The following is a 22,649-nucleotide window of genomic DNA, read 5'->3' as shown; positions in this document are numbered from 1 at the left end:
CCGTGTTCAGCGATCGCGATCCCCCAGTTCCGGTTCCGGTGGCGCGAGCGCGGTGCGGCGGTCGTACAGGAAGTCGTACGGGTACTCGCGGCGGACCCGGGTGGCGGCGTCGAGCCGTGCGAGCTGCTTGCCGTCGAGCCGTACGGCGAGTGCGCCGAGGTTGTCGTGCACCTGGGCGAGGGTGCGGGTGCCGAGCACCGGCAGGAGCCCTTGGCGCAGCACCCTGGCGAGGGCGACCCGCGCGGGCGTCAGACCGGTCTCGGCCGCGATCTCCGTGACGGCGTCCAGGGCCTGTCGGCGGGAGGCGGGGAGCCGGGAAGGAGGGCGCTTGCCGACGAGCAGGCCGCGCGCGAGGGGGCTCCACGCGGTCACGGTGAGTCCGAGCGCCCGTGCCATGGGGGCTCCGCCGAACGGTGGCTGTCCGTCGGCGCCGGAGATCGGTCCACCACCGTCCGCGAAACTCATCGAGCTGCTGCCGCACGGCATCCTGACGGACTGACCGGTGACGCCGCCCCGGAGCCGTCCGCGCCTCCCCTGCGGGGTCAGCGCTCCGTACGCACCGGATGCTTGCTCATGATCGAGACCCGGTTGAACGCGTTGATGGTGATCGCCACCCAGATCACCGCGGAGATCTGGTCGTCGGTGAGGACGTCACGGGCGCCCGTCCAGGCGGTTTCCTGCGCGGCGGCGTCGGTCGGCTCGGTCGTCGCCTCCGCCAGCGCGAGGGCCGCGCGTTCCGCGGGAGTGAACAGCTCGGTGTCCCGCCAGGCGGCCAGCACGCCGAGCCGCTGCGCCGTCTCGCCCGCACGCAGGGCGGCCCGGGTGTGCACGTTGAGGCAATAGGCGCAGCCGTTGATCTGCGACACCCGGAGGTTGATCAGCTCCACCACGGTCCGGTCGAGCCCCGCGTCGGCGGCAGTCGCGCGCACCGCTTCCGACGTCTGGACCAGTGCGTGGTAGGCCTTCGGGCTCTGCTTGTCGATGAAGATCCGCTGCGTCGCGGTTCCTGTCGCGTGGCTGCTCAACCCCGGACTCCTTCCTACTATGCTACGAGTATCATTGTTGAATCTGAAACTATCATGGTGACGGAAGGCGGTCCCCGGTGAGCGATGTCGACGTTCTCTCCCCACGTGACGTACCCCTGGGCGGCCCGCGCGCGATGACCGTGCGGCGCACACTGCCGCAGCGCGCGCGGACCCTGATCGGAGCATGGTGCTTCGCCGACCACTACGGTCCCGACGACATCGCCGAGACGGGCGGCATGGACGTCGCCCCGCATCCGCACACCGGACTGCAGACGGTGAGCTGGCTGTTCAGCGGGGAGATCGAGCACCGCGACAGCCTCGGGAGCCACGCGTACGTACGGCCCGGCGAGCTGAACCTCATGACGGGCGGGCACGGCATCAGCCACTCGGAGGTGTCCACCCCGGGCACCACGGTCCTGCACGGCGTCCAACTGTGGGTGGCGCTGCCCGAGGAGCACCGGCACGCCGAGCGGGACTTCCAGCACTACGTCCCCGCGCCCCTGCGGATCGACGGGGCCGAGATCAGGGTCTTCCTGGGCTCCCTCGCCGGTCAGGAGTCCCCGGTACGCACCTTCACGCCCCTGCTCGGCGCCGAGGTCGTCCTCGAGCCGCGTGCGACGGTCACGCTCGCCGTGGACCCCGACTTCGAGCACGGGCTGCTCGTCGACCACGGAGACGTCCGCATGGCCGACACCCTGCTGCGTCCGGCGGAGCTGGGCTATGCCCAGGCCGGAACCGCAGCTCTGACGTTGGTGAACGAGTCGGACGACCCGGCTCGCACCGTACTGCTCGGCGGAACCCCGTTCGAGGAGGAGATCGTCATGTGGTGGAACTTCATCGGCCGCAGCCACGAGGACATCGTCCGCGCCCGGGAGGACTGGGCGAACGCCTCCGATCGCTTCGGCGCCGTCGAGGGGTACCCGGGGGACCCCCTTCCCGCTCCCGTTCTTCCGCATGCCACCATCTCGCCGCGCGGCAACCCGCCGCGTCGCCGACCCGCATCCGAAAGGCACACCATGACCGAGTCGTCTCCCGCCGCTCCGACCGTGGAGCGGAACGACGCCAGGCATCGCTACGAAATCCTGGTCGACGGCAAGCGCGCCGGCCTCACCGCCTACCGCGACCGCGGTGAACAGCGCGTCTTCTTCCACACGGAAGTCGACGACGCCTTCGCCGGGCAGGGCCTGGCCGCGCGGTTGGTCGAGTACGCGCTCACGGACGTGCGCGCCCTCGGTATGCGGATAGTGCCCGTGTGCCCCTACGTCGCGAAGTTCCTGAAGAAGCATGACGAGTTCGCCGACATCACCGACCCCGTGACCCCCGACGTCCAGGCGTGGCTGGACACGCAACTGGGCTGACCCACACCCTCTGCCACCGCTCCCCGGCCGAGCCGCCAGCGCGCAGGCGCCGGCGTGAGGCCGGGGGCGGAAGCCGGGCCGGAGGGTGAGCCACGGGATGTCGTCGGGGTCACGGTGGAGGACCAACTCGGGGAAGTCGCCGCTGTGAAGACGCAGCCGTAGCCGGTACGACCGGGGCGCAGCCGGTGTCCGACGTGGCCACATCCAGCTCGTCGTCCAGAACCCGTACGCCTCCCTCGACGCACGCCAGACCGTCGGCGACGCTTTCGTACCGACCTCGCCGGAGCACCCGTGGCTTAACCGCCATTCCGGCACCGCACGACGTTGCCGGTGTGGATCTCTTCTCGTTTTCGTGGGGAGCGTTGCGCACGGCGGTGGCCGCACTCGCGGACGAGGATTTCACCCAGCCGTCTTCGGCCCTGCCGCGGGACCGCTGGAGCGGCCGAAGTTCAGCCGACGTGCTCGTGGTTGGTGATGAGGCCGATGAGGCTGGTGGGGCGGCGTCGCGGAGCAGGGTCACGCCGGGCGCGCGGTCCCACCGGTGTCCGATCAACACCGCCGTAACCTCCCCCCCACCCCGCGAGGTTCAGCCCATCGGCGCGTGCTCGGGTGAGGGCGACGGCGCGCCGGCCCATCCGTGCAGGGCGGCTTCGAGGCCGGTGGCGGCGGCGACGTCGGTGGTGCCGGAGGCCCAGGCGACCACCCCGTCCGGGCGTACCAACACCCCGGTCGGCGTCGCGTGGTCGTCGGTCACGATGCGCACTCGCCCGGCCCAGGCCGCGGCAAGGCGGGCGAAGGTGCCGTCCGGAGTGCGGTCGAGCAGCAGGAACCCGCCGCCGTGACCGTGGTCGGACAGACGGGAGCCGTCCGTCAGCCACAGGTCGGGGACGTAGCGGCCGACCAGCGGGTGGTCGCCGGGAAGGTCGATGCGCTGCGTGACGCCGGAGATCTTCTTGACCGCGTAGGTCGTGCCGTCCCGGGTGCTCAGCAGATCGGCGACGACCTCCCGGAGCGCGGCCGACTTGGCGTCCCCGCGCATCACCCCGATCTGGGCCCGCGTCCAGTCCAGCACCCAGGCGCCCAGGGGACGGCGCTCGGCGTCGTAGGTGTCGAGGAGCCCTTCGGGTGCCCACCCGGCGACCACGGCACCGAGCTTCCAACCGAGGTTCATCGCGTCGCCGACCCCGAGATTGAGCCCCTGCCCGCCGAACGGCGAGTGCACGTGCGCGGCGTCGCCGGCCAGAAGCACCCGTCCCGACCGGTAGGTCGCGGCCTGGCGGGCGTTGTCCGTCCAGCGGGTCGCGGCGCCGCGCAGCGCGGTCAGTGTGACGTCGGTGCCCGAGACCCGGCGCAGACTGGTCTGCAACTCCTCAAGGGTGACCGGCGCCATGGGGGTCCCCCCGCGCGAGCGAAGCCGAGCGTGGGGGAGGTCGGCGAGAGCGCCGCCGAACTCCACGGTGACCACCCGTCCGGGCTGTGGCCCGTAGCGGTACGCCCCCCGGGTCGACCACACCCATCCGTTCGCGAGCTTCTCCGGGTCGGCGATGTCGGCGACCGCCAGGTGTCCGGTGAGTTCGGGGTCGGTGCCGGGGAAGTCGATGCCCGCGAGGCGGCGTACGGTGCTGCGCCCGCCGTCGCACCCGACCAGCCACCCGGTGCGCACCGTGCCAGCCGTGGTGCCGACGAGCACGCCGTCGCCGGTGTCTTCGAGCGCGGTGACCTCCACCCCGCGACGCACCGGTACGCCGAGTCGCGCGACATGCTCGGCCAGTAGCTCCTCCAGCTCACGCTGCGGCACCATCCTCGCTCCGTCGACCGCGGCGTGCGCGGCGAGGTCGGCGTCGGACCAGTCCACGAGGCCGGAGTCGAGGACCATCCCCGCGAAATGCCCGGTGAACCGCGACTCGTGCGCTCGCCGACCACCGCCGGGCCGCTGGTCGTCGGCCATGGGAACGAACGACCCCACCCGCTCGAGCATCTCTCGCTGCACGCTCTCGGCGGCAGGCAGCAGGCCGCGGCGGTCGAGCGCCTCGGCCGTCGGCACGTTGATCGACCCCGCCTTCATCGCCTCGGACGGCTCGGCCAGTCGCTCGAGCACCTGCACCGTCGCCCCGGAGAGCGCCAGCTCCGCCGCGAGCACGAGGCCCACCGGCCCGGCTCCGACCACGGTCACGTCCACATCCTGGATCACATCGATATTCACGAACAGCGTTCTATATACGAACGCTGTTCGTGTCAAGTTATAGTGGTCGGGTGAACCCGAGAGAACGACGCGCGGCGCGCCACCAACTGCCGAATCCCGAGGTCGAAGCCGCCCCCAGGCAGCGGCGCCGCAAGGCCCCGATCACCGTGGAACAGGTCGTCGACACCGCGTTGGGCGTGATCGCCACAGAGGGCTACGAGGCCCTGACCATGCGCCGACTGGCCGGCGCGCTCGACACCGGACCCGCCTCGCTCTACGCCCACGTGGTCAACAAGGCCGACCTCGACGAACTGCTCATCGCGCGGCTGTGCGCCGAGCTCGTACCACCCCAGCCCGACCCCGCAGCCTGGCGGGAGCAGATCCGCAGCGTGTGCACACAGTTGCGCGACCAGTACCTGGAATACCCCGGAATCTCCCGCGCCGCGCTCGCCATGGCCCCCACCGACCTCGAGACCCTGCGCGTCAGCGAAGGAATGCTGGCGATCCTGATCGCCGGCGGCGTCGCCCCGCAGGCCGCCGCCTGGGCCATCGACGCCCTCTTGCTGTACGTGGCCGCGTACTGCCTGGAGATCTCCATCCTGGATCAGCGCAAGGTCCACAACGAGGCGGACTGGGTGGTCGACACCGACGAACTCCAGCGCCGACTGACCGCACTGCCCGCCGAGGTCTTCCCTCACACCACCCGCTACGCGGCCGAGCTCACCGCCGGCGCGGGCCATGACCGGTTCGACTTCACGCTCGCCCTGATGATCGACGGGCTCTCCCACCGTTAGCCAGACGTCACCCTGGTGTGACTGGAGGTCAGTTCACGGTTGCCGGGCGCAGCGCGGGTACGACCGTGAAGGCCGTCCACGACGCGCGTTCGGCGACCAGGCGACGCAGCGTGCGTATCTGGCGGGGGGTGTTCCAGCCGAGTACACCGACCACCCTCCCGTGGTGACCGTAGGCGGCCGCGAAGCAGCCGTCGACCGGGTCGCCGTGGACGATCCGCACATCCGCGTCGGGCGGGAAGACGCCGTACGCCTGGATCCTGGTGTCGTACTGGTCCGTCCAGAAGTAGGGCACGGGGGCGAACGGTTTGGCATCGCCGAGCAGGTTGCCGGCCGCGGCCATGGCCTGTTCGGTGGCGTTCATGCGGTGTTCCAGCCGCATGCGGGTGCCGAAGTGCGGGTTGTGCCAGGAGGCGACGTCTCCGGCGGCGTAGATGCCGGGTGCGGCCTGGCACAGCGCGTCGCACTCCACCCCGTCCCGCAGTCGCAGGCTCGACCCGGTCAGCCAGCGGGTCGCGGGCGTGGAGCCGAGGGCCAGGACGACGACGTCGGCCGACAGCGTGGTGCCGTCGCCGAGTTCCACCCCGGTCACCCGGCCGCCCGCTCCGCGCAGCCGGCGCACCGGTGTCCCGCAGCGCAGGCGCGTGCCGTGGTCGCGGTACAGGTCGGCGACGAGCGCGCCGATACGGTCGCCGAACGGGCGCCGTACGGGGACGGGCTCCGGCTCGACCACGGTCACCTCCAAGCCCATGGTCCGGGCTGCCGCGGCGACTTCGGTGCCGAGGAATCCGGCGCCGACCACGACCACCCGGGGCCCGGTGAGCAGCGCGGCGCGTAGGCCGAGAGCGTCGTCGAGCGTGCGCAGGACGTGGACTCCGTCGAGATCACTGTCGGGAAGGTGCCGGGGGGTCACACCGGTAGCGATGATCAGACCGTCGAAGCCGATGCTCTCGTCGTTGCCGAGGCGCACTTGGCCGCCCTGCACGTCGAGGGCGGTGGCGCGCTGTCCGAATCGCAGGTCGGCCTCGAGCCGTGCCAGGTCCTGCCGGGAGCGCAGGGTGGCCCGTTCGGGCTTCCAGGCGCCGGTGAGGATCTGCTTGGACAGCGGCGGCCGGTCGTACGGCGGATGTGGCTCCTCGCCGATCAGGGTGAGGTCGCCGCCCCAGCCTCGGCGGCGGAGGGCTTCGGCCGCGGTCAGGCCTGCGGCCGATGCTCCGACGACGACGATCCGCTTCACTGCTTGTCCCCCTTTTCTTCCACCGCCCCCTGTTCATCCACCGTCCCCTCTCCTTCCGCCTTGTCCCCCTCTTCTTCCACCCAGATCGCCTGGGCCGGGCAGAGGGCGACGGCCTGCCGGACGTCGTCCGCCAGGTCCTCGGGCGGGGTCTCGGTGAGCAGGACGACGATGCCGTCCTCCTCGCGCTGGTCGAACACCCCCGGTGTGGCCAGCACGCACTGGCCGGAAGCGACACACTTGTTCTGGTCGACGATGACCTTCATCGGTTCCTCCATTCCCGCGCGGCACTTGGCCGCGGTCACCAGGTGATGGGCAGTTCGTAGACGCCGTAGGCCAGCCCGTCGTGCTTGAAGGGGATCTGGTCCAGGTCCGTGGCCAACCGCAGGGTCGGGATGCGGCGATACAGGGTGCCGTAGACGACCTGCAGTTCCACGCGGGCCAGCGGCTGGCCCAGGCACTGGTGCACACCGAAACCGAAGGCCACGTGATGGCGGGCGTTGCGGGCGACGTCCAGCCGGTCGGGGTCGGGGAAGGCGGCGGGATCGCGATTGCCGATGTCGTTGGCCACGACGACGCCTTCGCCGGCGCGGATGGTCACCCCGCTGATCTCGATGTCCTCCAGGGCCACGCGGCGCCGTCCGCTGTGCACGATGTTCAGGTAGCGCAGGAGTTCCTCGACCGCCGAGGCGATCACCTTCGGATCGTCGCTCTGGCGCAGCCGGGCCAGCTGGTCCGGGTGCTGCAGCAGGGCCAGGGTGCCCAGCGCGATCATGTTCACGGTGGTCTCGTGACCGGCGACCAGCAGCAGCAACCCCATGTCGGCCGCTTCACGTCGGGAGAGCTCGCCGGCCCTGACCCGCGCGGCCAGCGTGGACAGCAGGTCGTCCGCCGGGTGAGCGAGCTTGTCGCCGATCAGCCGGTCCAGGTAGTCGACCAGCCGCTCGGTGGCCGCCCGCCCCTGCTCCGGCGTGCTGGTGCGCTTGATCAGCACCTTGCTGTTGGCCTGGAAGAAGTCGTGGTCGGCATACGGGACGCCGAGCAGCTCGCAGATCACCAGCGACGGCACGGGCAGCGCGAACGCCTGGACCAGGTCCACCGGCTTGGGCCCGGCCAGCAGCTCGTCGATCAGATGGTCCACGATCTTCTGGATGGCCGGCCGCAGCGCCTCCACGTGCTTGATGGAGAAGGCCCCGGTGGCCATGCGGCGCTGCCGGGCGTGCTCCGGATCGTCCATCGCGATGAAGCTCCGCGACTGCCTCCGGCGCTCCTTCTGGCCCGCGCCCGCGTGCGGGTAGTGCGGGAGAGTGCTGTCCGCGCTGATCCGCGGATCGCCCAGCAGCGCCCGCTGGTCCTCGTAGCGGGTGACCAGCCACGGGGTGCTGCCGTCCCACAGCCGGACCCGGCTGATCGGGGCCTCGGTCTGCAGGGTGTGCAGGGTCGGCGGCGGGTTGAACGGGCAGCCGGCCGCCCGGGTCATCGGGTAGTCCGGTGTCTCCGCCGACGGCGCGTCAGTGCCGGGTGTCGAGAGAGTGCTCATGGTTCTCCGCCCTTTCCGGAAGTCCGCTATAGGGCAGGCGCCAGGACCGGGGCCCGGCGCGCGCGGGGCGCGACGGGGCAGCGGAGCAGGTCCCGCCTGCAAGGAGAGGACACCCAAGAGCGCCGCCCGGAGGATCAGGGGGCTGACCCGCCCCCGGGAACGCCGGGTTGCGGGACGGCTTGGACCATGCGCTGGACGATGGGCAGGGCCGTGCGCAGGGCTTCACCCAGCGCTTGCACATCCTGCTCGGGCAACGCGGCCAGCAGGCCGGCCACCCGGGCGCTCTGCGCCCGCCGGCGCTCGACCATCAGCTCGCGCCCGGCATCCGTGATGGCGACGAGGCGCACCCGCCCGTCTTCGGGATGGCCCACTCGCGTTGCCAGACCCTGGGCTTCCAGCCGCTGCACCAGCACGGTCATCGACGGCTGAGCGATGCCCTCCGCCGCTGCCAGCGCGGTCAGCCGGACCGGACCTTCCCGCTCCATCCTGCTGAGCGCCCCGGCGGTGGTCAGACTCATGTCCTGCCGGTCCGACAGGAGGTACCTGGCCATCCCGATGGTCAGCTGGTTCAGCGCCGCCGCCACCTCCTGGGGACCCTCTTCAGGTGTCTCATCCATACCTTCATTCATATCACCCATCTATATAGACAGTCTATATAGATGGGTGATATATCTGGTGGTGGACCGTCAGGGGTTCTGGTCACGACCAAGGCGCCATCGCGGCGTCGGAAGAAGGTGATGACCGTGACCTGCGTATACGCCCCGAACATCGCCCCGCGGCACGCCACCGCCCGGCGTCCACGGGCATCGGGCGGCGCCTGGCCCCTGGCACACCGCCCGGAAGCCGCAGGAGAAGCCCGCAGGATCACCAAAAGGGTCCTCACCCAGTGGAGGGTCGCCGATGAGGCGGCCGACTCGGTGCTGCTGACCGTCTCCGAACTCGTCACCAACGCCGTGGAGCACGCACAGCCCCCACTGAACCTCGACCTGAGCCGCGACCCGGGCACCCGGTGCGTGCACATCGAAATCTCCGACGGCGGGCCGGCCGCCAGCGACGGCGACTGGGCAGCCAGTTGCACCCGCGGCGAGCACGGCCGCGGGCTGGACATCATCGACCAGCTCACCGCCGCGCATGGCGACCGCCAGGAGCCCGGACACGTCATCCACTGGGCCGACGTGGATGCGCGCGCCTGACCGGGCTCACGGCACAGGGCATCTTGCGCCGAGGAGTTGTACGGGCGCACTCACTTCAGCGCGGCGACCAACTGTCCGTTCTCGGCGACGAGCTGGGCGATCCCGCTGCCGGCGAAGAACCTCTGTGCCGCCCACGGCCCGGACATCGGGCATACCCTCCGAGCCGTTCGGCATCGACGGCTGCCGCGATCGTTCAGCCTGTGGGCATGCCGACACGTGCGTCCTCGCGGGTCCCCCGCCGCCGGGCGAGGGTGGTCGCCAGCTGTTCAAGTGACCGCGCGGTCAACGGGTCGGCGAGCCATGTGCGCAACTCGTTCTCGAAGGCCGGCGTGGCGGCGTCCAGGAGCCTCCGGCCCGCCTCCGTCGCAGCCGCTCGCCGACGACGTCGTAGAGCCTCGTCCGTGAACGACCTCGCCCACGAGGTCGCCATCACCGTGGCCGCGACCAGCTCCTCCGTATCGAGATGAGTGCGGGATCATGGCCCGCTGGGCAGGCCCGGCAGTCCTCACGGCCACCGATGACGGCCGGCTCGCTCGACGAGGCGGACGCGGCGCTGGACCGGGCCGGTCGCTTCATGCTCGACCGGCCGGCGACCTCCCCAGCCGCGCTCTGACGGCCGGCCTTGCCGGAACACTGCGAAGACTTGTCGGACACTGCGAAGAGAAGTTGTGGCTTACGAAGAACTGGCCTACTCGGGCAGCGGGCGGTCGTCGACGACGTGCTTCATGACAAGGGTGGAGGTCAGGCGCTGCACCCCCGGCAGCGTGGCCAGCCGCTGGTCGTACAACTGCTGGAAGGCGGACAGGTCGGCGGTGGCGACGCGCAGAAGGTAGTCGGGCTCACCGAACAGACGCTGGGCCTGGATCACGTGCGGGACGGCGGCCACGGCCTCCTCGAACGCGGAGACGGTGTCACGGTCCTCCCAGCCCAGGGTGACGAAGACCAGGGCTTCGAAGTCGAGACCGACGGCGGCCGGGTCGACGACCGCGCGGTAGCCGCGAATCGCACCCTCTCGTTCGAGGTCACGCAGGCGGCGATGGCAGGGCGAGATGCTCAGCTTCACGCGGGCGGCCAGCTCGGTCACCGTCAGACGGCCATCCAACTGCAGCTCGGTAAGAATCTTCCGGTCCAGGGCATCCATGAGGAAGATTCTCCCCCACCAGGCGCGATCATGGAGAAAAGACAGAAACATTTGCGGGCAATATGCGCCTAATCTTCCCTCTCAGGGCAAGGAACGTGAGAGGGAAGATCGATGGACACGACGACGGTGGCGGCTTTCCTGGCGGTGGATCTGCTGCTGGTGTTCACCCCGGGCGCGGACTGGGCCTACGCGATCACGGCGGGGCTGCGCGACCGGTCCGTCGTCCCGGCGGTCGCCGGGCTGATAGCCGGATACGCGGGATACACGGCGCTCGCCGTGGCCGGCCTGGTGGTGATCGTGGCGAACTCGGCCACCGTTCTCACCGCACTGACCGTCGCAGGGGCCGCCTACCTGATGTGGCTGGGCTGGGGTGTCCTGTCGCGCCCGTCGGTGCTGGGCGCATCCACGAAGGCCATGCCCTCCTCGCGTCGGCAGATCATGCTCAAGGGAGCCGGGATCAGCGGCCTGAACCCGAAGGCGCTGCTTCTGTACTTCTCGCTGTTCCCACAGTTCATCCACCCCGGGGCGGGCTGGCCGGTCGCCGCGCAGACCGGGCTGCTCGGCGCGCTCCACATGACCGCCTGTGCCTTGGTCTACCTCGCCGTCGGCGTGCTGGCCCGCACCGTGCTGAAGACCCGGCCTTCGGCGGCCCGGGCAGTCACCCGCGCCTCCGGTGCCATGATGATCGTCATCGGAGGGTTCCTGCTGGTGGAACGCCTGGCCGGCTGACGGACCCGTCCGAACCCGTTCAACACCGTGATGTCCGCCGAAGGAGACCACATGGAAGAGCAGGCGCAGCGCGAACAGGCGAGCCCCGAGGTGCAGGCGCGCATCCGGACGAGTTTCGACCGGCAGGGGCTGATGGGCCTCCTCGGGGCACGGATCACGCGGATCGCGCCGGGCCGCGTGCACATCGTCCTCCCGAGCCGGCCCGAAGTGACGCAGCATCATGGCTACTTCCACGCCGGCGCCACCAGCGCGATCGCGGACACCTCGGGCGGCTACGCGGCGTTCACGCTCTTCCCGGAGAACACCGACGTACTCACGGTCGAGTACAAGATCAATCTCCTGGCACCTGCCGTCGGCGACCACATCGAGGCCGTCGGAACGGTCCTGAAATCCGGACGCACCCTGACCGTGTGCCAGCTGGAAGTGTTCGGGGTCCAGGACGGCCGGCGGTCGCTCGTCGCCAACGGCCAGCAGACGCTGATCCGCGTGAACAGGCCCGAACACTGAGCCCGCAGCCGCTGCCGTCCTGGGTGACCTGGCAGCAGAGGCCGTTTCCCGACGCCAACCTTCTGCTGCTCCACGGAAGCCAACCGGCCCTGGTCGACAGCGGTTTCGTCGGCCACGCCGAGGACACGGCCGCCTGGGCCCGCGCCCACGCCGGAGACGTCGGCCTGGTCGTCAACACCCATTGGCACGCCGACCACGTCGGTGGCAATGCCCTCCTGCACACGGGCGGCGCCGGCATCGCGGCCGGTGCCCCGGAGGCGGACGCCGTCGCCCGCCGGGACCCGGGCTGCTGCGCCGCGGAATACCTCGACCAGCCCGTAAGCCCGTACAGCATCGACATGGCGCTCGACGACGGTCAGGTCCTCCGCCTCGGTGAAGCCGACTGGGAAGTGGTCCGCACCCCCGGGCACACGCCCGGGCACCTCGCGCTGTGGCAGCCGGAAGAGCGGCTCCTCGTGGTCGGGGACGCGCTGTCGGACTACGACGTCGGCTGGGTCAACCTGGCCCTCGACGGGCCCGACGCGGCCGCCACCGCTCTCGCCTCCCTGAAGCGGATGGCCGACCTCGCCCCACGCGTCCTGCTCCCCTCGCACGGGCCGATCCCCGCCGACCCCGGTGCGGCCTTCGTCACCGCGCTGCGCCGCGCGCGACGTCTCGTCGACGACCCCGACGGAGCCATCTGGTACGGGGCCCGGCGGATCTTCGCCTTCGCCCTCATGATCCGCGGAGGGATCGCCACCGACGAGGTCGAGCCGTACCTGCACGCACGGGCCTGGCTGACCGACGCCGCGCGCCTTCTGGGCCTCACGCCCGAAGCACTCGCCGCCGAGCTCATCGCCCTCATGCTCCGCAGCGGCGCCGTCGTTCTTCGGGACGGGCGCCTGCACGCCGCCGCCGAGCACACCCCGGTCGAGGCGGAGACGCTGCGCGTGCCGTACCCGCGTGCGTGGCCGACGCCGGAGCCGCGCTGACCCCCGGGCGAGCGCGTCACGTCGACCGAGTCGACCGCTGCCTGAACCGGGCCGCCTCTCGACAGTCTCCGCCCCAGCCCGGACGCGCCGTCAGTGGAGCGCGTCCGAGAGACGGGTGAAGCTGTGGCCGGTGGCCAGTAGTTGAGGGACGGCGGCGGTGATGCCTCGGGCGGTGCCGCCCCGGGGGTGGTTCATGTGGCAGATGACGATGGATCCGCCGGGGGCGGCGGCGACCGTCGTACGGACCTGTTCGGGGGTGAAGGTGGCGCCGCCGTCGCCGTTGACCGAGAAGCTGACGAAGCGTTCTCCCAGGGCGGTGACGATCCGTGCCGCGACGTCGTCGCAGTAGGCGGTGCCGGAGCGGAAGAAGCGTGGCGGCGTGCCCAGCAGCCGGGTGAGCTTGGTTTGGTTGCCGGAGATCTCGTCGTACACCTCGGCGGCGCTGCGGGTGCCGGGGATGCCGTAGGCGGAGCGGCCGGTGACCGAGAGCGGGCGGTGACGGGTGCCGTGGTTGGCGATCTCGAACAGCGGCTCGGCGGCCAGCCGACGGAAGATGGCGGGGTTGGCGTCGATCCAGCGGGAGTTGATGAACAAGGTCGCCGGTATGTCCCGTCGACGCAGGAAGTCGATCAACGCACGGTCGTAGCCGCTGCCGCCCGGGCCGCCGCATGCGTCGAAGGTCAGCGCGATCACGCGTCCGGTGGTCGGCAGCGCGTGGACCACGGCGGGCGCGTCGAAGCCCCAGGTATGCGGCACCGCGTGCCCGTAGCGGGCCACGATGTCCGCGCGGGTGACGGCGCGGGACGCGCTGGGCGCGGTGGCCGACGGGCTGGAGCCCGGGGTGCCTCTGCCGGTTGCGATCGCCGCGGGTGCGGAAGGGGAGCCGGTGACGGAAGCGCTGCGGTTGACCGTGCTCTGGGGGCCCGCGCAGCCGGCGAGCGCGCCTCCCGCCATGGCCGCCAGCACTGCCCGGCGACTGGGTGTCATCCGTTCCCCTTGTTCGAAGATCCTCGACGGGACACCCCGCTACGGGAACCGTACGCGGCGGAAGAGACATGATCAGTAAGAGGGCGGCAAGGGTTCGCCAACAATCCCTTGTGCATCGTTTGCCGCGCTCGCCCGCCACGGGGCCGGGCGTACTCATGCGGCGGGACTGCGCCCGCTCGCCGCTCAGGTGGTCCTCTCGGCCTTGGCCGCCGCCTCCTCGGCGCGGCGCAGCTCCTGGTAGCGATTCCACAGTTCGGGCCGGGAGTCGTCCATGTACCAGGCGCGCAGGAAGAGTTCGAGGAAGGCGCTCTCCGTCTCGTCGCCGCCACGGCGGTACAGCTCCAGGTCCGACTCGACCAGCGCGGCCACCGGTCGCCAGCCGGCCGGGTTCTCGGCCACGGTCACTTGGAAGATGGCACGACCGGTCCAACTGCGATGCAGCGTCAGCTGGTCGCCCTCCAGGTAGGCGTCCCACTTCTCGTCCATGCTCAGCGCCCGCACACCGTGCCGGACACGCTGCCACTGTCCCGGAGTCCACACCAGCTCAGGCACCGGAACCGGCTCGGGGCGGCGCAGCGGCGTCACGTCGCGGCCCAGCCCGGCGCGGCTGAGATCCTCGCCCGGTTCGCCCTCGCGCACCCACTCCGGCAGCGCCTCCGACGCGGCCCGCCACGCGGCAGGTATCCCCGCCGTGCCCACCCGGGCGGCGACAATTCCGCCGACGATGGCGCAGGTGGTGTCGACGTCCCCGCCCACCGACGAGCACGCCCACAACGCCTCCGCGAAGTCCTCCAGGTGCCGGGCCGCGCACCACAGGGCGAAGGGAACCGTGTCCGCCGCGCTCACCCGCCGGCCGTTGCCCAACCGGTGCGCCGCGTACTCGGCGTGCGGCTGGCCCAGCAACTCCCGCGCCTCGGCCACCCCCGAACGGACCCGTCCCTCCGGTGTCAGCTCCTCCACCGCCGCCAGCAACTGGGCTCCGGTCACCGGCCGAACGCGCCCGCGTGCGGCGCACGCGGCTCCCACCGCCACGGCGACCGCCCCGGCCACCGCCTCCGGGTGGGTGTGCGTCACCCGCGCCGACCGCCCGGCCTGCGCGGCTGCCTCGGCCGGATCCACGGCGAACCAAGCGCCCAAAGGCGCCACCCGCATCGCGGCCCCATTGCCCCACGACCCCTGGCCGTCGAACAGTTCCGCGGCCAGCTCCTGCCATCTGCCGCCCTCGCGTACCAGGCGCAGCAGCCGGTTCATCGCCGGACCGTAGCCTCGGTCGAAGTCGTGCCGGTGAGCGAAGCCGTGCGCCAGTTCGTGCTGGTCCACGCTGCCGCGTCGGCGCAACACGTCGAAGACCGAGCAGGCCATCTCCGTGTCGTCCGTCCATGGCCATTCCGCGGCGGGCAATCGCCGCTCCCGCAGGCCGGGGAGATTGTCCGGTACGAAGAACTGGGCGCCGAAGGCGTCACCCACCGCCAGACCGCGCAGGGCGTCGCGGGCGGCGGAGCGGTGATCGAAGGAAGGGCAGGCGGAAGGATCGAGGAAGGGGAACTCGGCGGGCATCTCCCCCATCCTGCCAAGCCGACCTGCCGCAGCGCCACGGCAATTGCGGGGACAGAGTTCTGGGCATGGTGCGTTGGGGGTACAGACCCGGTGCGCGGAGAGTCAGACTTGCCTCGGCCTCTGGTCCTAAGCTGTTTTTCCCACTCCGCCCAGGAGAGTTCCCTCCGGTCCGGACAATCGTGGTCCCGTCAGATGCCTGGCAGGGAGCACCCAACAATGGAGCGTGCATGGCCTACGAGGCGATGGGTGATGACGTCTACCAGCCGGACGGGTCGGAGGTGCAGGACGACGCCGGACTGTTGGACGTCTCGGACACCCTCGACGATCGCGGTATCGACGAGGCTCTCGACGAGGGCTACTCGCCCCCGGAGAAGCCTTGGGGCGTGGAGCACAACGGTGTCACGGCGGCGGAGCGGCAACGAGGGGAGAGCCTGGACGAGCGGCTTGCCGAGGAGGTCCCCGATGTCGCCGACCAGGATGGCGACGGTATCGGGGACCTTTGGGACGGCGACGGCGAACTCATCGACGACGAGGTGGGAGACGTGCGAGCGGGCCGCCTCATCGCGCCGGACGAGGGCGCTCACGAGGACACCGAAAAGGACCTGATTGCCTACGACGTCGGCGTCGACGGGGCGGGCGCATCGGCCGAGGAGGCCGCGATGCACGTGATCCCCGACTCCGAGTCCTTTTAGCCTGCCCGGTTCGCCGTCTTTCCGGCGTGCCTGGTTCGACGTCCTCCTGGCGTGCCTGGTTCGACGCCCTCCTGGCCTGGTGGCGTGCGGACGCCGGTGCGCCGCGAGGCGGCCGTCAGCGGTGGAAGGCGGCGCCGAAGCGTGCGCCGGACACGGGAGCGGCCAGGGGGCGCGGTCCGGAGCTCGCCGACTTGGTCGCGGTGACACCGGAGACGGTGCCGGGGCAGACCCACACGGCTCCCGTGCCGCTGTTCTCCTCCGCCGCCGAGACGGCGACGTGCCCGCCGACGAACGCGGTACGGCTGCCGAACCGGTCACCGTTCTCGGCCGTACCGGGGACTCCAGGGGTGTTCTGGCCGATCAGCGTGGCTCTCGCCGCGAACCCGTTCGCCCCTTCACCCTGGATTCACCCCGAACAGTCCGCGCGTATCCCGGGCCGTTTCCATCTCCAGGATCTCCGGCGGAAATAGACTCGAGGGGACTGTTTGCGCCCGTTGTATGCAGGAAGAAGCCGGTGTCGTCGAGCCGCATCCCTCTGCAGGAGATCCTCATGGACTACTTCGACCTCGGGACCTTGACCCGGCCCGTGTCGACCCGTTCGCCGGAAGCGCAGTGCTGGTTCGACCGCGGTCTGGTGTGGAGTTACGCGTTCAACCACGAAGAGGCGGTCACCTGCTTCGAATCGGCGGCCGCCGCGGATCCCGACTGCGCCATGGCGTACTGGGGTGTCGCATACGCGCTGGGCCCCAACTACAACAAGCCCTGGGAGTTCTTCGACGACGTCGATCTGCGGCACACGGTGGAACGGACGCACGCCGCCGTCGAACGGGCTCACGCGCTGGGCGGCACGGCCACACCGACCGAGCGCGCGCTCATCGAGGCGCTGCGCGAGCGCTATCCCGCCTCGCGCGCCGTCGAGGACTGCTCCGTCTGGAACGAGCCGTACGCCGAGGCCATGCGTGCCGTGTACGAACGCGAGCCCGACGACCCTGATGTCGCCACGCTCTACGCGGACGCGCTGATGAACCTCACGCCGTGGCAGTTGTGGGACCTGCGCACCGGCGAGCCCGCCCCCGGTGCGCGCACGCTGGAGGCGAAGGCCGTCCTCGACCGCGCGTTGCTGACCGAGACCGGCGCCGGTCACCCGGGCATCCTGCACATGTACATCCATCTGATGGAGATGTCGCCGACGCCGGAGGAGGCCCTCACCGTCGCCGACCGGCTGCCGGGACTGGTCCCGGACGCGGGGCACCTGCAGCACATGCCCTCCCACCTCGACGTGCTGTGTGGCGACTACCGGCGGGTCGTGTCGGCCAACAGTGCCGCGATCAGGGCCGACGAGAAGTACCTGCGACGGGCCGGCGCGATGAACTTCTACACGCTGTACCGCTCGCACGACTATCACTTCAAGATCTACGGCGCGATGTTCCTCGGCCGGTCCAGGACGGCGCTGGAGACGGCCGCACAGCTGGAGGCGTCCATCCCCGAGGATCTGCTCCGTGTGGAGAGCCCGCCCATGGCCGACTGGCTGGAGGGGTTCCTCGCCATGCGGGTGCACGTACTGATCCGGTTCGGCCGGTGGGAGGAGATCCTCGCGCTGCCGATGCCCTCCGACCCGCTGTTGTACTGCGTCACCACGGCGATGCTGCACTACGCGCGCGCAGTGGCGTACTCCGCCACCGGGGCGACCGCCGAGGCCGAGGCCGAACGCGAACTTTTCCGCCGCGCGGTCGCACGGGTTCCCGAGACGCGGACCCTGTTCAACAACACCTGCCGGGACATCCTGGCCATCGCCGCCGCCATGCTCGACGGCGAACTCGAGTACCGCAGGGGCGAGTATGACCTCGCATTCGCCTCCCTGCGGCGCTCCATCGAACTCGACGACCACCTGCCCTATGACGAGCCGTGGGGCTGGATGCAGCCGACCCGTCACGCCTACGGCGCGCTCCTGCTCGAACAGGGCCGAGTCGAGGAGGCCGAGGCCGTCTACCGGGCCGACCTCGGACTCGACGACACGCTGCCCAGGTCCTCACAACATCCGGGAAACGTCTGGGCACTCCACGGCTTCCACGAATGCCTCGTGCGGCTCGGCAAGACGGGGGAAGCCCGCATCATCGCCCAGCAACTCACCGTGGCCACCGCGCTCGCGGACGTCCCCATCGAGGCGTCGTGCTTCTGCCGACTCGACACCGCGGGCCCGACGAGCCTTTGCTGCTCCGAACAGCCGAGTGGGAACGGCTCAGTGACGAGCCGCGGGGACCAGACTCTTCGATTCCGGTCCCCGCGCTGAGGAAACAGTGTTGTGGTCGGCTCAGTTGACGCTTTGCCCGCCGTCGACCATCAGTGTCTGACCAGTGATGTAGGAGGAGAGGTCCGACAGCAGGAAGAGGGTCGCGTTGGCCACTTCCTCGGGCTCACCGAGCCTGCCCAGCGGGATCTTCTCGCCATGCGGGTGGTACTCGGTGCCGTCCTCGTTCCTGGTGATTGCGCTTTCGGTGAGTGGGGTGCGGATCACCGTCGGGTTGACGCTGTTGACGCGGATCCCGTCGGGGCCGAGTTCGACGGCGGCGGCGCGGGCGAGCGCGGTGACGCCGCCCTTGCTGGCGCTGTAGATCGAGATGCCCTCGATCCCCAACTCGGCGAAGACGGACCCGTTCAGCACGATCGAGCCGCCTTCCTTCTGGCGCTTCATCTGCGCCGCTTCCGCCTGAAGGTAGAAGAACGTGCTCTTGAGATTGCCGTCCACCAGGACGTCCCAGGTCTTCTCGTCCAGCTCGGTCAGCGGACCGACCATGGCGGTACCGGCGTTGTTGAACGCCGCATCCAGTCGGCCGAAGTGCTCGACGGTCCGACGCACCACGTCCCCGGCGCCGGCGATGTCGGTTGCGTCGGCCCGGATGAACAGCGCCTCACCTCCCGCCTTGGAGATCTCGTCGACCACCTGTTCGCCGGGCTCGGCGCGACGCCCGGTGATGGCCACCTTGGCGCCTTCCTCGGCGAACAGGACGGCGGCGGCGCGGCCGATGCCCGAAGTTCCACCGGTGACCAGCACTACTTTGTCCTTCAGAAGTCCCATGATTGTTCCTCTGGGGTGTCGATGCGTTGTCCGCCTTCGTGGACAAGGGGGTCAGGTGAGGGCCACCGCTCCGCCGTCCACGGTGAGGACGGTTCCGGTGACGTAACTGGCCCGCGGAGAGGCCAGGAAAAGGATCGTCTCGGCGATCTCCTCGGGGTCGGCGAGCCTGCCGAGCGGCACCTCGGCGCCGATGCGTTCGAAACTCTCCTCGCCGATCATGGTGGAGACGTTCTGGGTGCGTGTGTGACCGGGCGCGACGGCATTCACCCGGACCCCGAGGCTGCCGAACTCGACCGCCCAGGTGCGGGTCAGGGACTCGACCGCGGCCTTCGTCGAGCCGTAGGCGGCGGTGCCGGGAATGCCGCGCTGTGCGGCGATCGTCGTGACGTTGACGATGCTGCCGCCGCCCCGGGCCGCCATCTTCTGCGCGAGCGCCGCGGTGAGGAAGAACGGTCCCTGCACATTCGTCTCGAAGAGCTGCTGGAACGCGTCCAGGCCCTGCTCGACCGTGGGAGCGAACGGGAACGCTCCGGCGTTGTTCACCAGGACGTCCACGTCATTCGCCTCCTCGACAAGCCTGCGCACCGACTCCGGATCCCGCAGGTCGGCCTGGCGGAAACGTGCCCGCCCGCCGTGCTCCCCGAGCAGGGCCGCAGCCTTGACGCCGGCTTCCTCACTCCGGCCGGCGATCACGACCTCGGCTCCCTCGCGGGCGAGCAACCGTGCGGTCGCGAAGCCGATGCCGGTTGCGCCCCCGGTCACGAGCGCCTTCCGGTCGCGGAACTCCATGATCTTGCCCTTTCCATCGGTGACATCGGGTGACATCGGGTGACATCGCGGCGTGTTGACCACCGCGATGTCGTAGAACCACTCGATGTCGCAGAACCAATGGAGCTGCCGGCGCCATGCCCTCCGGCCATTCGTCCTCGCGGGCCCGGCCATCAGGAATGTTTATGGCCCGAGGGACGCTGCGGGTCGCCACGCTCCGACCCACCCGATGCTCGCCCGTCGGGCGGCAGTGTCACCGGACGCGGCAGCGGGTCAGTCGCCCGTGTCGTCCCCCAGCGCCACCACGAAATGCCCGAGGTCCTGTCGGTGCGACCTGGCCTGCCACACCGCCCAGGTCCGACGCACGAGAGGGCTGCCCGCCAGCGGTTGCCACACGACGTTCTCGGGCAAGGGGTGGAACCAGTGGGGCGGGGCCAGCGCGAAGGCCGTCCCGTCGCTCACCGCCGCCAGCTTCACTTCGGCAAGCAGCGTCTGACCTCCCACGGCGGAGGCCTCGATGTCGATGCCGTGTCCACGCAGTACGGCCGTGACCTCGTCGTACCAGACGGGGCTTCCGGAGCGGGGGAAGCCGACCCAGTGGAGCCCGGCGAGGGAGTCGAGCCGTACACCCTCCGGGCCGGACAGTTCGGCGGCCCGGTCGGCCGCGAGCAGCACGCCCAGCCGCTCCTCCATGACCCTGATCGCGTCCAGGTCACCCCCGGGCGGGCGCTCGCGCAGCAGGCCGATGTCGAGTTCCCCGGTGCGCAGGGCCGCCGTCTGGTCCGCCGTGGACATGTGCCGGGGTTCCACCCGAGTCTCGGGACACGCGTCCGCGAGTGCGGCCAGCGGGCGGGTCAGGAACCCGGGGGGCAGTTCGAGCGGGATTCCGAGCCGCAGGACGGAGCCACCCGGTGCGGCGTGCCGGGCCACGACGGCGACGGCCTGGTCGTACCGGGCGAGCACCGCACGGGACTCGGCCAGCAGGGTCGTGCCGGCCTCGGTCGGCTGGACCCCGGTCGAACTGCGCACCAACAGGCCGACTCCGAACTCCCGCTCCAGTGCGAGCACCATCTGGGAGAGCCGGGGCTGGCTCATGTGGAGCCGGCGGGCCGCGGCGGACAGGGCGCCCTCCTCCACCACCGCCACGAAGGCCCGCATGTCCCGGAGATCCATGGTTCCCATCGCACCACATGGACGGATCGCGGCACGACCGGATGCCATAAACATCCCTGATGGAGGGTGGTCCCGGAGCGACTGGGCGAACGCTACGGACCGGCCTGCCCAGGTGGTTGTGTGGAAGAGCGGCGCACGACGGCGCCGCACCACCGTAGGAGCGACCATGACCGGCGCAACACCCGAATACTTCACCGCCTTCAAGAACATCGCCTTGAGCCGTACCGACTCCGGAGTGCTGACCCTGCGCTTCCACACGGACGGCGGCCCGGCCACCTTCAGCGGGCAGTTGCACACCGACTTTCCCCGCGCCCTGTTCGAGATCGGCGAGGACCGGGACAACCGGGTCCTGGTGCTGACCGGCACCGGGGACCGCTTCATGACCGAGATCGACGGCGCGAGCCTCGGGGACATCACCAAGCCCGCCCAGTGGGACCGCACCGTCGCCGAGGGCCGCCGGGTGATGCAGCGCCTGGTCGACCTGGAGATGCCGATCGTCGCCGCCGTCAACGGCCCGGCCTCCGTACACAGCGAGTACGCGCTGCTGGCCGACATCGTCGTGGCCGCGGACACCACCGTCTTCTCCGACTTTCCCCACCTGACCTTCGGCATCGTGCCCGGCGACGGCATCCAGATCGCCTGGGAAGAGGCCATCGGCGTCAACCGCACCCGCTACCTGACCCTCACCCAGGGCTCGTTCACCGCCGACCAGGCCGAACGGTGGGGCGCCGTCGCCGAGGTGCTGCCGCTGGAGCGGGTGCTGCCCCGGGCCCAGGAACTCGCGGAGCGGCTCGCCGCCAAGCCGCAACTGCTCACCCGCTATCTGGCCGTCACCCTGCGACAGCGGATCAGCCGCCGCATGGCCGAAGGCACCCAACTGGGCATGGCGCTCGAGGGCCTCACCGCCGCCGACCTCGCGTACGGAAGCGGGGACGCGGCGTGACCGCCGCCGACCGCTGGATCGGTGCGCTGCACGAGTCGTCCGAGCGGCTGGGGCGCGCTGTCGCCGACCTGCCGGGCGACCGTCTCGCCGAGCCCTCGTACGCCGAGGGCTGGACCATCGGCCAGGTGCTGTCCCACCTGGGCAGCGGCGCGGAGATCTCCACGGCGCTCGTGGAACGGGGTCTCAAGGGGGACGAGCGGAGCCCGGTCCGCGAGGAGCTCCTGCCGGTGTGGGAGCGGTGGGACGCGCTGTCCCCCGTCGCACAGCGCGCCGCGTGGCGGGACGCCGACGAACGCCATCTGGCGCTCCTGGACGCGGTCGGCCCCGGGCAGCGCACGTCCGTGCGCGTCCCGTACTTCGCCGGACTGCTCGACCTGGCGTCGTACGCCGGCTACCGGCTGTCCGAGCAGGCCGTACACGCCTGGGACGTCATGGTCGCGCTGGACGAGCGGGCGGTGCTCACCGCACCCGACGTGGCCCTGCTCTGGGAGCGGATCGACCTGGTGGCCACCCGCTTCCGCGACGCCGACGCCCTGACCCGCCTCGCACCGCAGCGCGTACGAGTGGAGCTCACCGACCCCGGCCAAACGCTGCTCCTCGACATCGACACCGAGCTCCACCTCTACCCGACCCCGCCCACCGACCCCACCGCCCTCCTGACCGGCCCCGCGGAGTCGGCACTGCGGCTCGTCTACGGCCGCAATCGCCCCCAGGACCCCCTGGCCGCCACCGGCTCGATCTCCCTCGACGACCTGCGGACGCTCTTCCCCGGTTTCTGACCG

23 protein-coding genes and 2 pseudogenes are annotated in these 22,649 nt (G+C 70.7%); 12 read left to right on the top strand and 13 right to left on the bottom strand.

Annotated features, from left to right (window positions below; genetic code table 11):
- Window positions 1-6 precede the first annotated feature (6 nt).
- Window positions 7-396: an aldo/keto reductase gene (locus tag FNV62_RS49995; protein ID WP_164331888.1), complete on the bottom strand. Its 390-nt coding sequence runs from the start codon at window positions 394-396 to the stop codon at window positions 7-9.
- A 146-nt stretch (window positions 397-542) separates the two neighbouring features.
- Window positions 543-1,025, bottom strand: coding sequence for a carboxymuconolactone decarboxylase family protein (locus FNV62_RS49990; RefSeq protein WP_054233903.1), 483 nt, complete (start codon window positions 1,023-1,025; stop codon window positions 543-545).
- Between the two features lie 77 nt (window positions 1,026-1,102).
- Between FNV62_RS49990 and FNV62_RS49985 the strand changes: the two genes are divergently transcribed.
- Window positions 1,103-2,383 (top strand): bifunctional pirin family protein/GNAT family N-acetyltransferase, encoded by a 1,281-nt coding sequence (locus tag FNV62_RS49985; protein WP_225900686.1) that lies wholly within the window; start codon window positions 1,103-1,105, stop codon window positions 2,381-2,383.
- 586 nt (window positions 2,384-2,969) lie between these two features.
- Here the strand turns inward: FNV62_RS49985 and FNV62_RS49980 are convergent.
- The gene (locus tag FNV62_RS49980) at window positions 2,970-4,580 is read right to left on the bottom strand and encodes an FAD-dependent monooxygenase (RefSeq protein ID WP_399223759.1); all 1,611 of its coding nucleotides are present in this window, start codon (window positions 4,578-4,580) and stop codon (window positions 2,970-2,972) included.
- Between the two features lie 56 nt (window positions 4,581-4,636).
- Between FNV62_RS49980 and FNV62_RS49975 the strand changes: the two genes are divergently transcribed.
- Window positions 4,637-5,359, top strand: a complete 723-nt coding sequence (locus tag FNV62_RS49975; protein WP_097288270.1) for a TetR/AcrR family transcriptional regulator — start codon at window positions 4,637-4,639, stop codon at window positions 5,357-5,359.
- A 28-nt stretch (window positions 5,360-5,387) separates the two neighbouring features.
- On the opposite strand, the gene FNV62_RS49970 is transcribed toward FNV62_RS49975, so the two are convergent.
- The 4 genes and pseudogenes from FNV62_RS49970 to FNV62_RS49955 form a co-directional block, all read right to left on the bottom strand.
- Window positions 5,388-6,593 (bottom strand): NAD(P)/FAD-dependent oxidoreductase, encoded by a 1,206-nt coding sequence (locus FNV62_RS49970; protein ID WP_144316255.1) that lies wholly within the window; start codon window positions 6,591-6,593, stop codon window positions 5,388-5,390.
- Between the two features lie 71 nt (window positions 6,594-6,664).
- A pseudogene (locus FNV62_RS49965) lies at window positions 6,665-6,856 on the bottom strand (ferredoxin); the annotation flags it as partial.
- Between the two features lie 35 nt (window positions 6,857-6,891).
- A complete protein-coding gene (locus FNV62_RS49960; RefSeq protein ID WP_143630013.1) occupies window positions 6,892-8,130 on the bottom strand; it encodes a cytochrome P450 in 1,239 nt (412 codons plus the stop codon).
- A 134-nt stretch (window positions 8,131-8,264) separates the two neighbouring features.
- Window positions 8,265-8,747, bottom strand: a complete 483-nt coding sequence (locus tag FNV62_RS49955) for a MarR family winged helix-turn-helix transcriptional regulator (protein ID WP_054233898.1) — start codon at window positions 8,745-8,747, stop codon at window positions 8,265-8,267.
- Window positions 8,748-8,873: 126 nt separating this feature from the next.
- Here FNV62_RS49955 and FNV62_RS49950 point away from each other — a divergent pair, with 126 nt between their 5' ends.
- Both FNV62_RS49950 and FNV62_RS49945 read left to right on the top strand, forming a co-directional pair.
- Window positions 8,874-9,323, top strand: a complete 450-nt coding sequence (locus tag FNV62_RS49950) for an ATP-binding protein (protein ID WP_225900684.1) — start codon at window positions 8,874-8,876, stop codon at window positions 9,321-9,323.
- A 463-nt stretch (window positions 9,324-9,786) separates the two neighbouring features.
- Complete coding sequence (locus FNV62_RS49945) at window positions 9,787-9,936, top strand: hypothetical protein (protein ID WP_164331887.1); 150 nt, start codon at window positions 9,787-9,789, stop codon at window positions 9,934-9,936.
- A gap of 75 nt (window positions 9,937-10,011) precedes the next feature.
- On the opposite strand, the gene FNV62_RS49940 is transcribed toward FNV62_RS49945, so the two are convergent.
- On the bottom strand, window positions 10,012-10,464 hold the full coding sequence (locus FNV62_RS49940) for an Lrp/AsnC family transcriptional regulator (protein WP_054233896.1): 453 nt from the start codon (window positions 10,462-10,464) through the stop codon (window positions 10,012-10,014).
- Window positions 10,465-10,575: 111 nt separating this feature from the next.
- Here FNV62_RS49940 and FNV62_RS49935 point away from each other — a divergent pair, with 111 nt between their 5' ends.
- Genes FNV62_RS49935 through FNV62_RS49925 form a run of 3 tightly spaced genes read left to right on the top strand, consistent with a single transcriptional unit; the run spans window position 10,576 to window position 12,671 of the window.
- On the top strand, window positions 10,576-11,193 hold the full coding sequence (locus FNV62_RS49935; protein WP_143604585.1) for a LysE family translocator: 618 nt from the start codon (window positions 10,576-10,578) through the stop codon (window positions 11,191-11,193).
- Between the two features lie 51 nt (window positions 11,194-11,244).
- Window positions 11,245-11,700, top strand: a complete 456-nt coding sequence (locus FNV62_RS49930) for a PaaI family thioesterase (RefSeq protein ID WP_143630011.1) — start codon at window positions 11,245-11,247, stop codon at window positions 11,698-11,700.
- 23 nt (window positions 11,701-11,723) lie between these two features.
- Window positions 11,724-12,671, top strand: a complete 948-nt coding sequence (locus FNV62_RS49925) for an MBL fold metallo-hydrolase (RefSeq protein WP_225900683.1) — start codon at window positions 11,724-11,726, stop codon at window positions 12,669-12,671.
- 90 nt (window positions 12,672-12,761) lie between these two features.
- Here FNV62_RS49925 and FNV62_RS49920 read toward each other — a convergent pair whose 3' ends face one another.
- Together FNV62_RS49920 and FNV62_RS49915 are read right to left on the bottom strand one after the other, a co-directional pair.
- Window positions 12,762-13,658: a polysaccharide deacetylase family protein gene (locus tag FNV62_RS49920; RefSeq protein WP_143610653.1), complete on the bottom strand. Its 897-nt coding sequence runs from the start codon at window positions 13,656-13,658 to the stop codon at window positions 12,762-12,764.
- A gap of 636 nt (window positions 13,659-14,294) precedes the next feature.
- Window positions 14,295-15,215: pseudogene (locus FNV62_RS49915) on the bottom strand (ADP-ribosylglycohydrolase family protein); the annotation flags it as partial.
- Window positions 15,216-15,442: 227 nt separating this feature from the next.
- Here FNV62_RS49915 and FNV62_RS49910 point away from each other — a divergent pair.
- The 3 genes from FNV62_RS49910 to FNV62_RS49900 all read left to right on the top strand — a co-directional run bounded on the left by FNV62_RS49910 (window position 15,443) and on the right by FNV62_RS49900 (window position 18,197).
- Window positions 15,443-15,907 carry a DUF5709 domain-containing protein gene (locus tag FNV62_RS49910; RefSeq protein ID WP_060899273.1) on the top strand — a complete coding sequence of 155 codons (465 nt, stop codon included), beginning with the start codon at window positions 15,443-15,445 and terminating at the stop codon, window positions 15,905-15,907.
- 26 nt (window positions 15,908-15,933) lie between these two features.
- A complete protein-coding gene (locus FNV62_RS49905) occupies window positions 15,934-16,377 on the top strand; it encodes a hypothetical protein (RefSeq protein ID WP_143610651.1) in 444 nt (147 codons plus the stop codon).
- A gap of 80 nt (window positions 16,378-16,457) precedes the next feature.
- A complete protein-coding gene (locus FNV62_RS49900) occupies window positions 16,458-18,197 on the top strand; it encodes a hypothetical protein (RefSeq protein ID WP_225900682.1) in 1,740 nt (579 codons plus the stop codon).
- 21 nt (window positions 18,198-18,218) lie between these two features.
- Here FNV62_RS49900 and FNV62_RS49895 read toward each other — a convergent pair whose 3' ends face one another.
- The 3 genes from FNV62_RS49895 to FNV62_RS49885 all read right to left on the bottom strand — a co-directional run bounded on the left by FNV62_RS49895 (window position 18,219) and on the right by FNV62_RS49885 (window position 20,924).
- Window positions 18,219-18,983, bottom strand: coding sequence for an SDR family NAD(P)-dependent oxidoreductase (locus tag FNV62_RS49895; RefSeq protein ID WP_143610650.1), 765 nt, complete (start codon window positions 18,981-18,983; stop codon window positions 18,219-18,221).
- Window positions 18,984-19,034: 51 nt separating this feature from the next.
- On the bottom strand, window positions 19,035-19,925 hold the full coding sequence (locus FNV62_RS49890) for an SDR family oxidoreductase (protein ID WP_313905094.1): 891 nt from the start codon (window positions 19,923-19,925) through the stop codon (window positions 19,035-19,037).
- 99 nt (window positions 19,926-20,024) lie between these two features.
- On the bottom strand, window positions 20,025-20,924 hold the full coding sequence (locus FNV62_RS49885) for a LysR family transcriptional regulator (RefSeq protein WP_225900681.1): 900 nt from the start codon (window positions 20,922-20,924) through the stop codon (window positions 20,025-20,027).
- A 166-nt stretch (window positions 20,925-21,090) separates the two neighbouring features.
- Here FNV62_RS49885 and FNV62_RS49880 point away from each other — a divergent pair, with 166 nt between their 5' ends.
- Together FNV62_RS49880 and FNV62_RS49875 are read left to right on the top strand one after the other, a co-directional pair.
- The gene (locus FNV62_RS49880) at window positions 21,091-21,867 is read left to right on the top strand and encodes an enoyl-CoA hydratase/isomerase family protein (protein ID WP_054233888.1); all 777 of its coding nucleotides are present in this window, start codon (window positions 21,091-21,093) and stop codon (window positions 21,865-21,867) included.
- Window positions 21,864-22,646 carry a maleylpyruvate isomerase family mycothiol-dependent enzyme gene (locus FNV62_RS49875; protein ID WP_143630008.1) on the top strand — a complete coding sequence of 261 codons (783 nt, stop codon included), beginning with the start codon at window positions 21,864-21,866 and terminating at the stop codon, window positions 22,644-22,646. The genes FNV62_RS49880 and FNV62_RS49875 overlap by 4 nt, the downstream gene beginning before the upstream one ends.
- The last annotated feature ends 3 nt before the right edge of the window (window positions 22,647-22,649 follow it).

It is taken from the genome of Streptomyces sp. RLB3-17, assembly GCF_007113425.2.
In the GTDB taxonomy this organism is placed as follows: domain Bacteria; phylum Actinomycetota; class Actinomycetes; order Streptomycetales; family Streptomycetaceae; genus Streptomyces; species Streptomyces mirabilis_D.
The sequence above is the reverse complement of the archived record's forward strand: the minus strand, read 5'-3'. Positions and strand labels throughout refer to the sequence as shown.

Bases quoted from the DNA above. Each gene is read 5' to 3' on its own strand.
- FNV62_RS49995 (WP_164331888.1), bottom strand. From the start codon at position 396: ATGGCACGGGCGCTCGGACTCACCGTGACCGCGTGGAGCCCCCTCGCG.
- FNV62_RS49960 (WP_143630013.1), bottom strand. From the start codon at position 8,130: ATGAGCACTCTCTCGACACCCGGCACTGACGCGCCGTCGGCGGAGACA.
- FNV62_RS49955 (WP_054233898.1), bottom strand. From the start codon at position 8,747: ATGGATGAGACACCTGAAGAGGGTCCCCAGGAGGTGGCGGCGGCGCTG.
- FNV62_RS49945 (WP_164331887.1), top strand. From the start codon at position 9,787: ATGAGTGCGGGATCATGGCCCGCTGGGCAGGCCCGGCAGTCCTCACGG.
- FNV62_RS49940 (WP_054233896.1), bottom strand. From the start codon at position 10,464: ATGGATGCCCTGGACCGGAAGATTCTTACCGAGCTGCAGTTGGATGGC.
- FNV62_RS49935 (WP_143604585.1), top strand. From the start codon at position 10,576: ATGGACACGACGACGGTGGCGGCTTTCCTGGCGGTGGATCTGCTGCTG.
- FNV62_RS49930 (WP_143630011.1), top strand. From the start codon at position 11,245: ATGGAAGAGCAGGCGCAGCGCGAACAGGCGAGCCCCGAGGTGCAGGCG.
- FNV62_RS49920 (WP_143610653.1), bottom strand. From the start codon at position 13,658: ATGACACCCAGTCGCCGGGCAGTGCTGGCGGCCATGGCGGGAGGCGCG.
- FNV62_RS49910 (WP_060899273.1), top strand. From the start codon at position 15,443: ATGGCCTACGAGGCGATGGGTGATGACGTCTACCAGCCGGACGGGTCG.
- FNV62_RS49900 (WP_225900682.1), top strand. From the start codon at position 16,458: ATGGACTACTTCGACCTCGGGACCTTGACCCGGCCCGTGTCGACCCGT.
- FNV62_RS49895 (WP_143610650.1), bottom strand. From the start codon at position 18,983: ATGGGACTTCTGAAGGACAAAGTAGTGCTGGTCACCGGTGGAACTTCG.
- FNV62_RS49890 (WP_313905094.1), bottom strand. From the start codon at position 19,925: ATGGCCGGGCCCGCGAGGACGAATGGCCGGAGGGCATGGCGCCGGCAG.
- FNV62_RS49885 (WP_225900681.1), bottom strand. From the start codon at position 20,924: ATGGATCTCCGGGACATGCGGGCCTTCGTGGCGGTGGTGGAGGAGGGC.
- FNV62_RS49880 (WP_054233888.1), top strand. From the start codon at position 21,091: ATGACCGGCGCAACACCCGAATACTTCACCGCCTTCAAGAACATCGCC.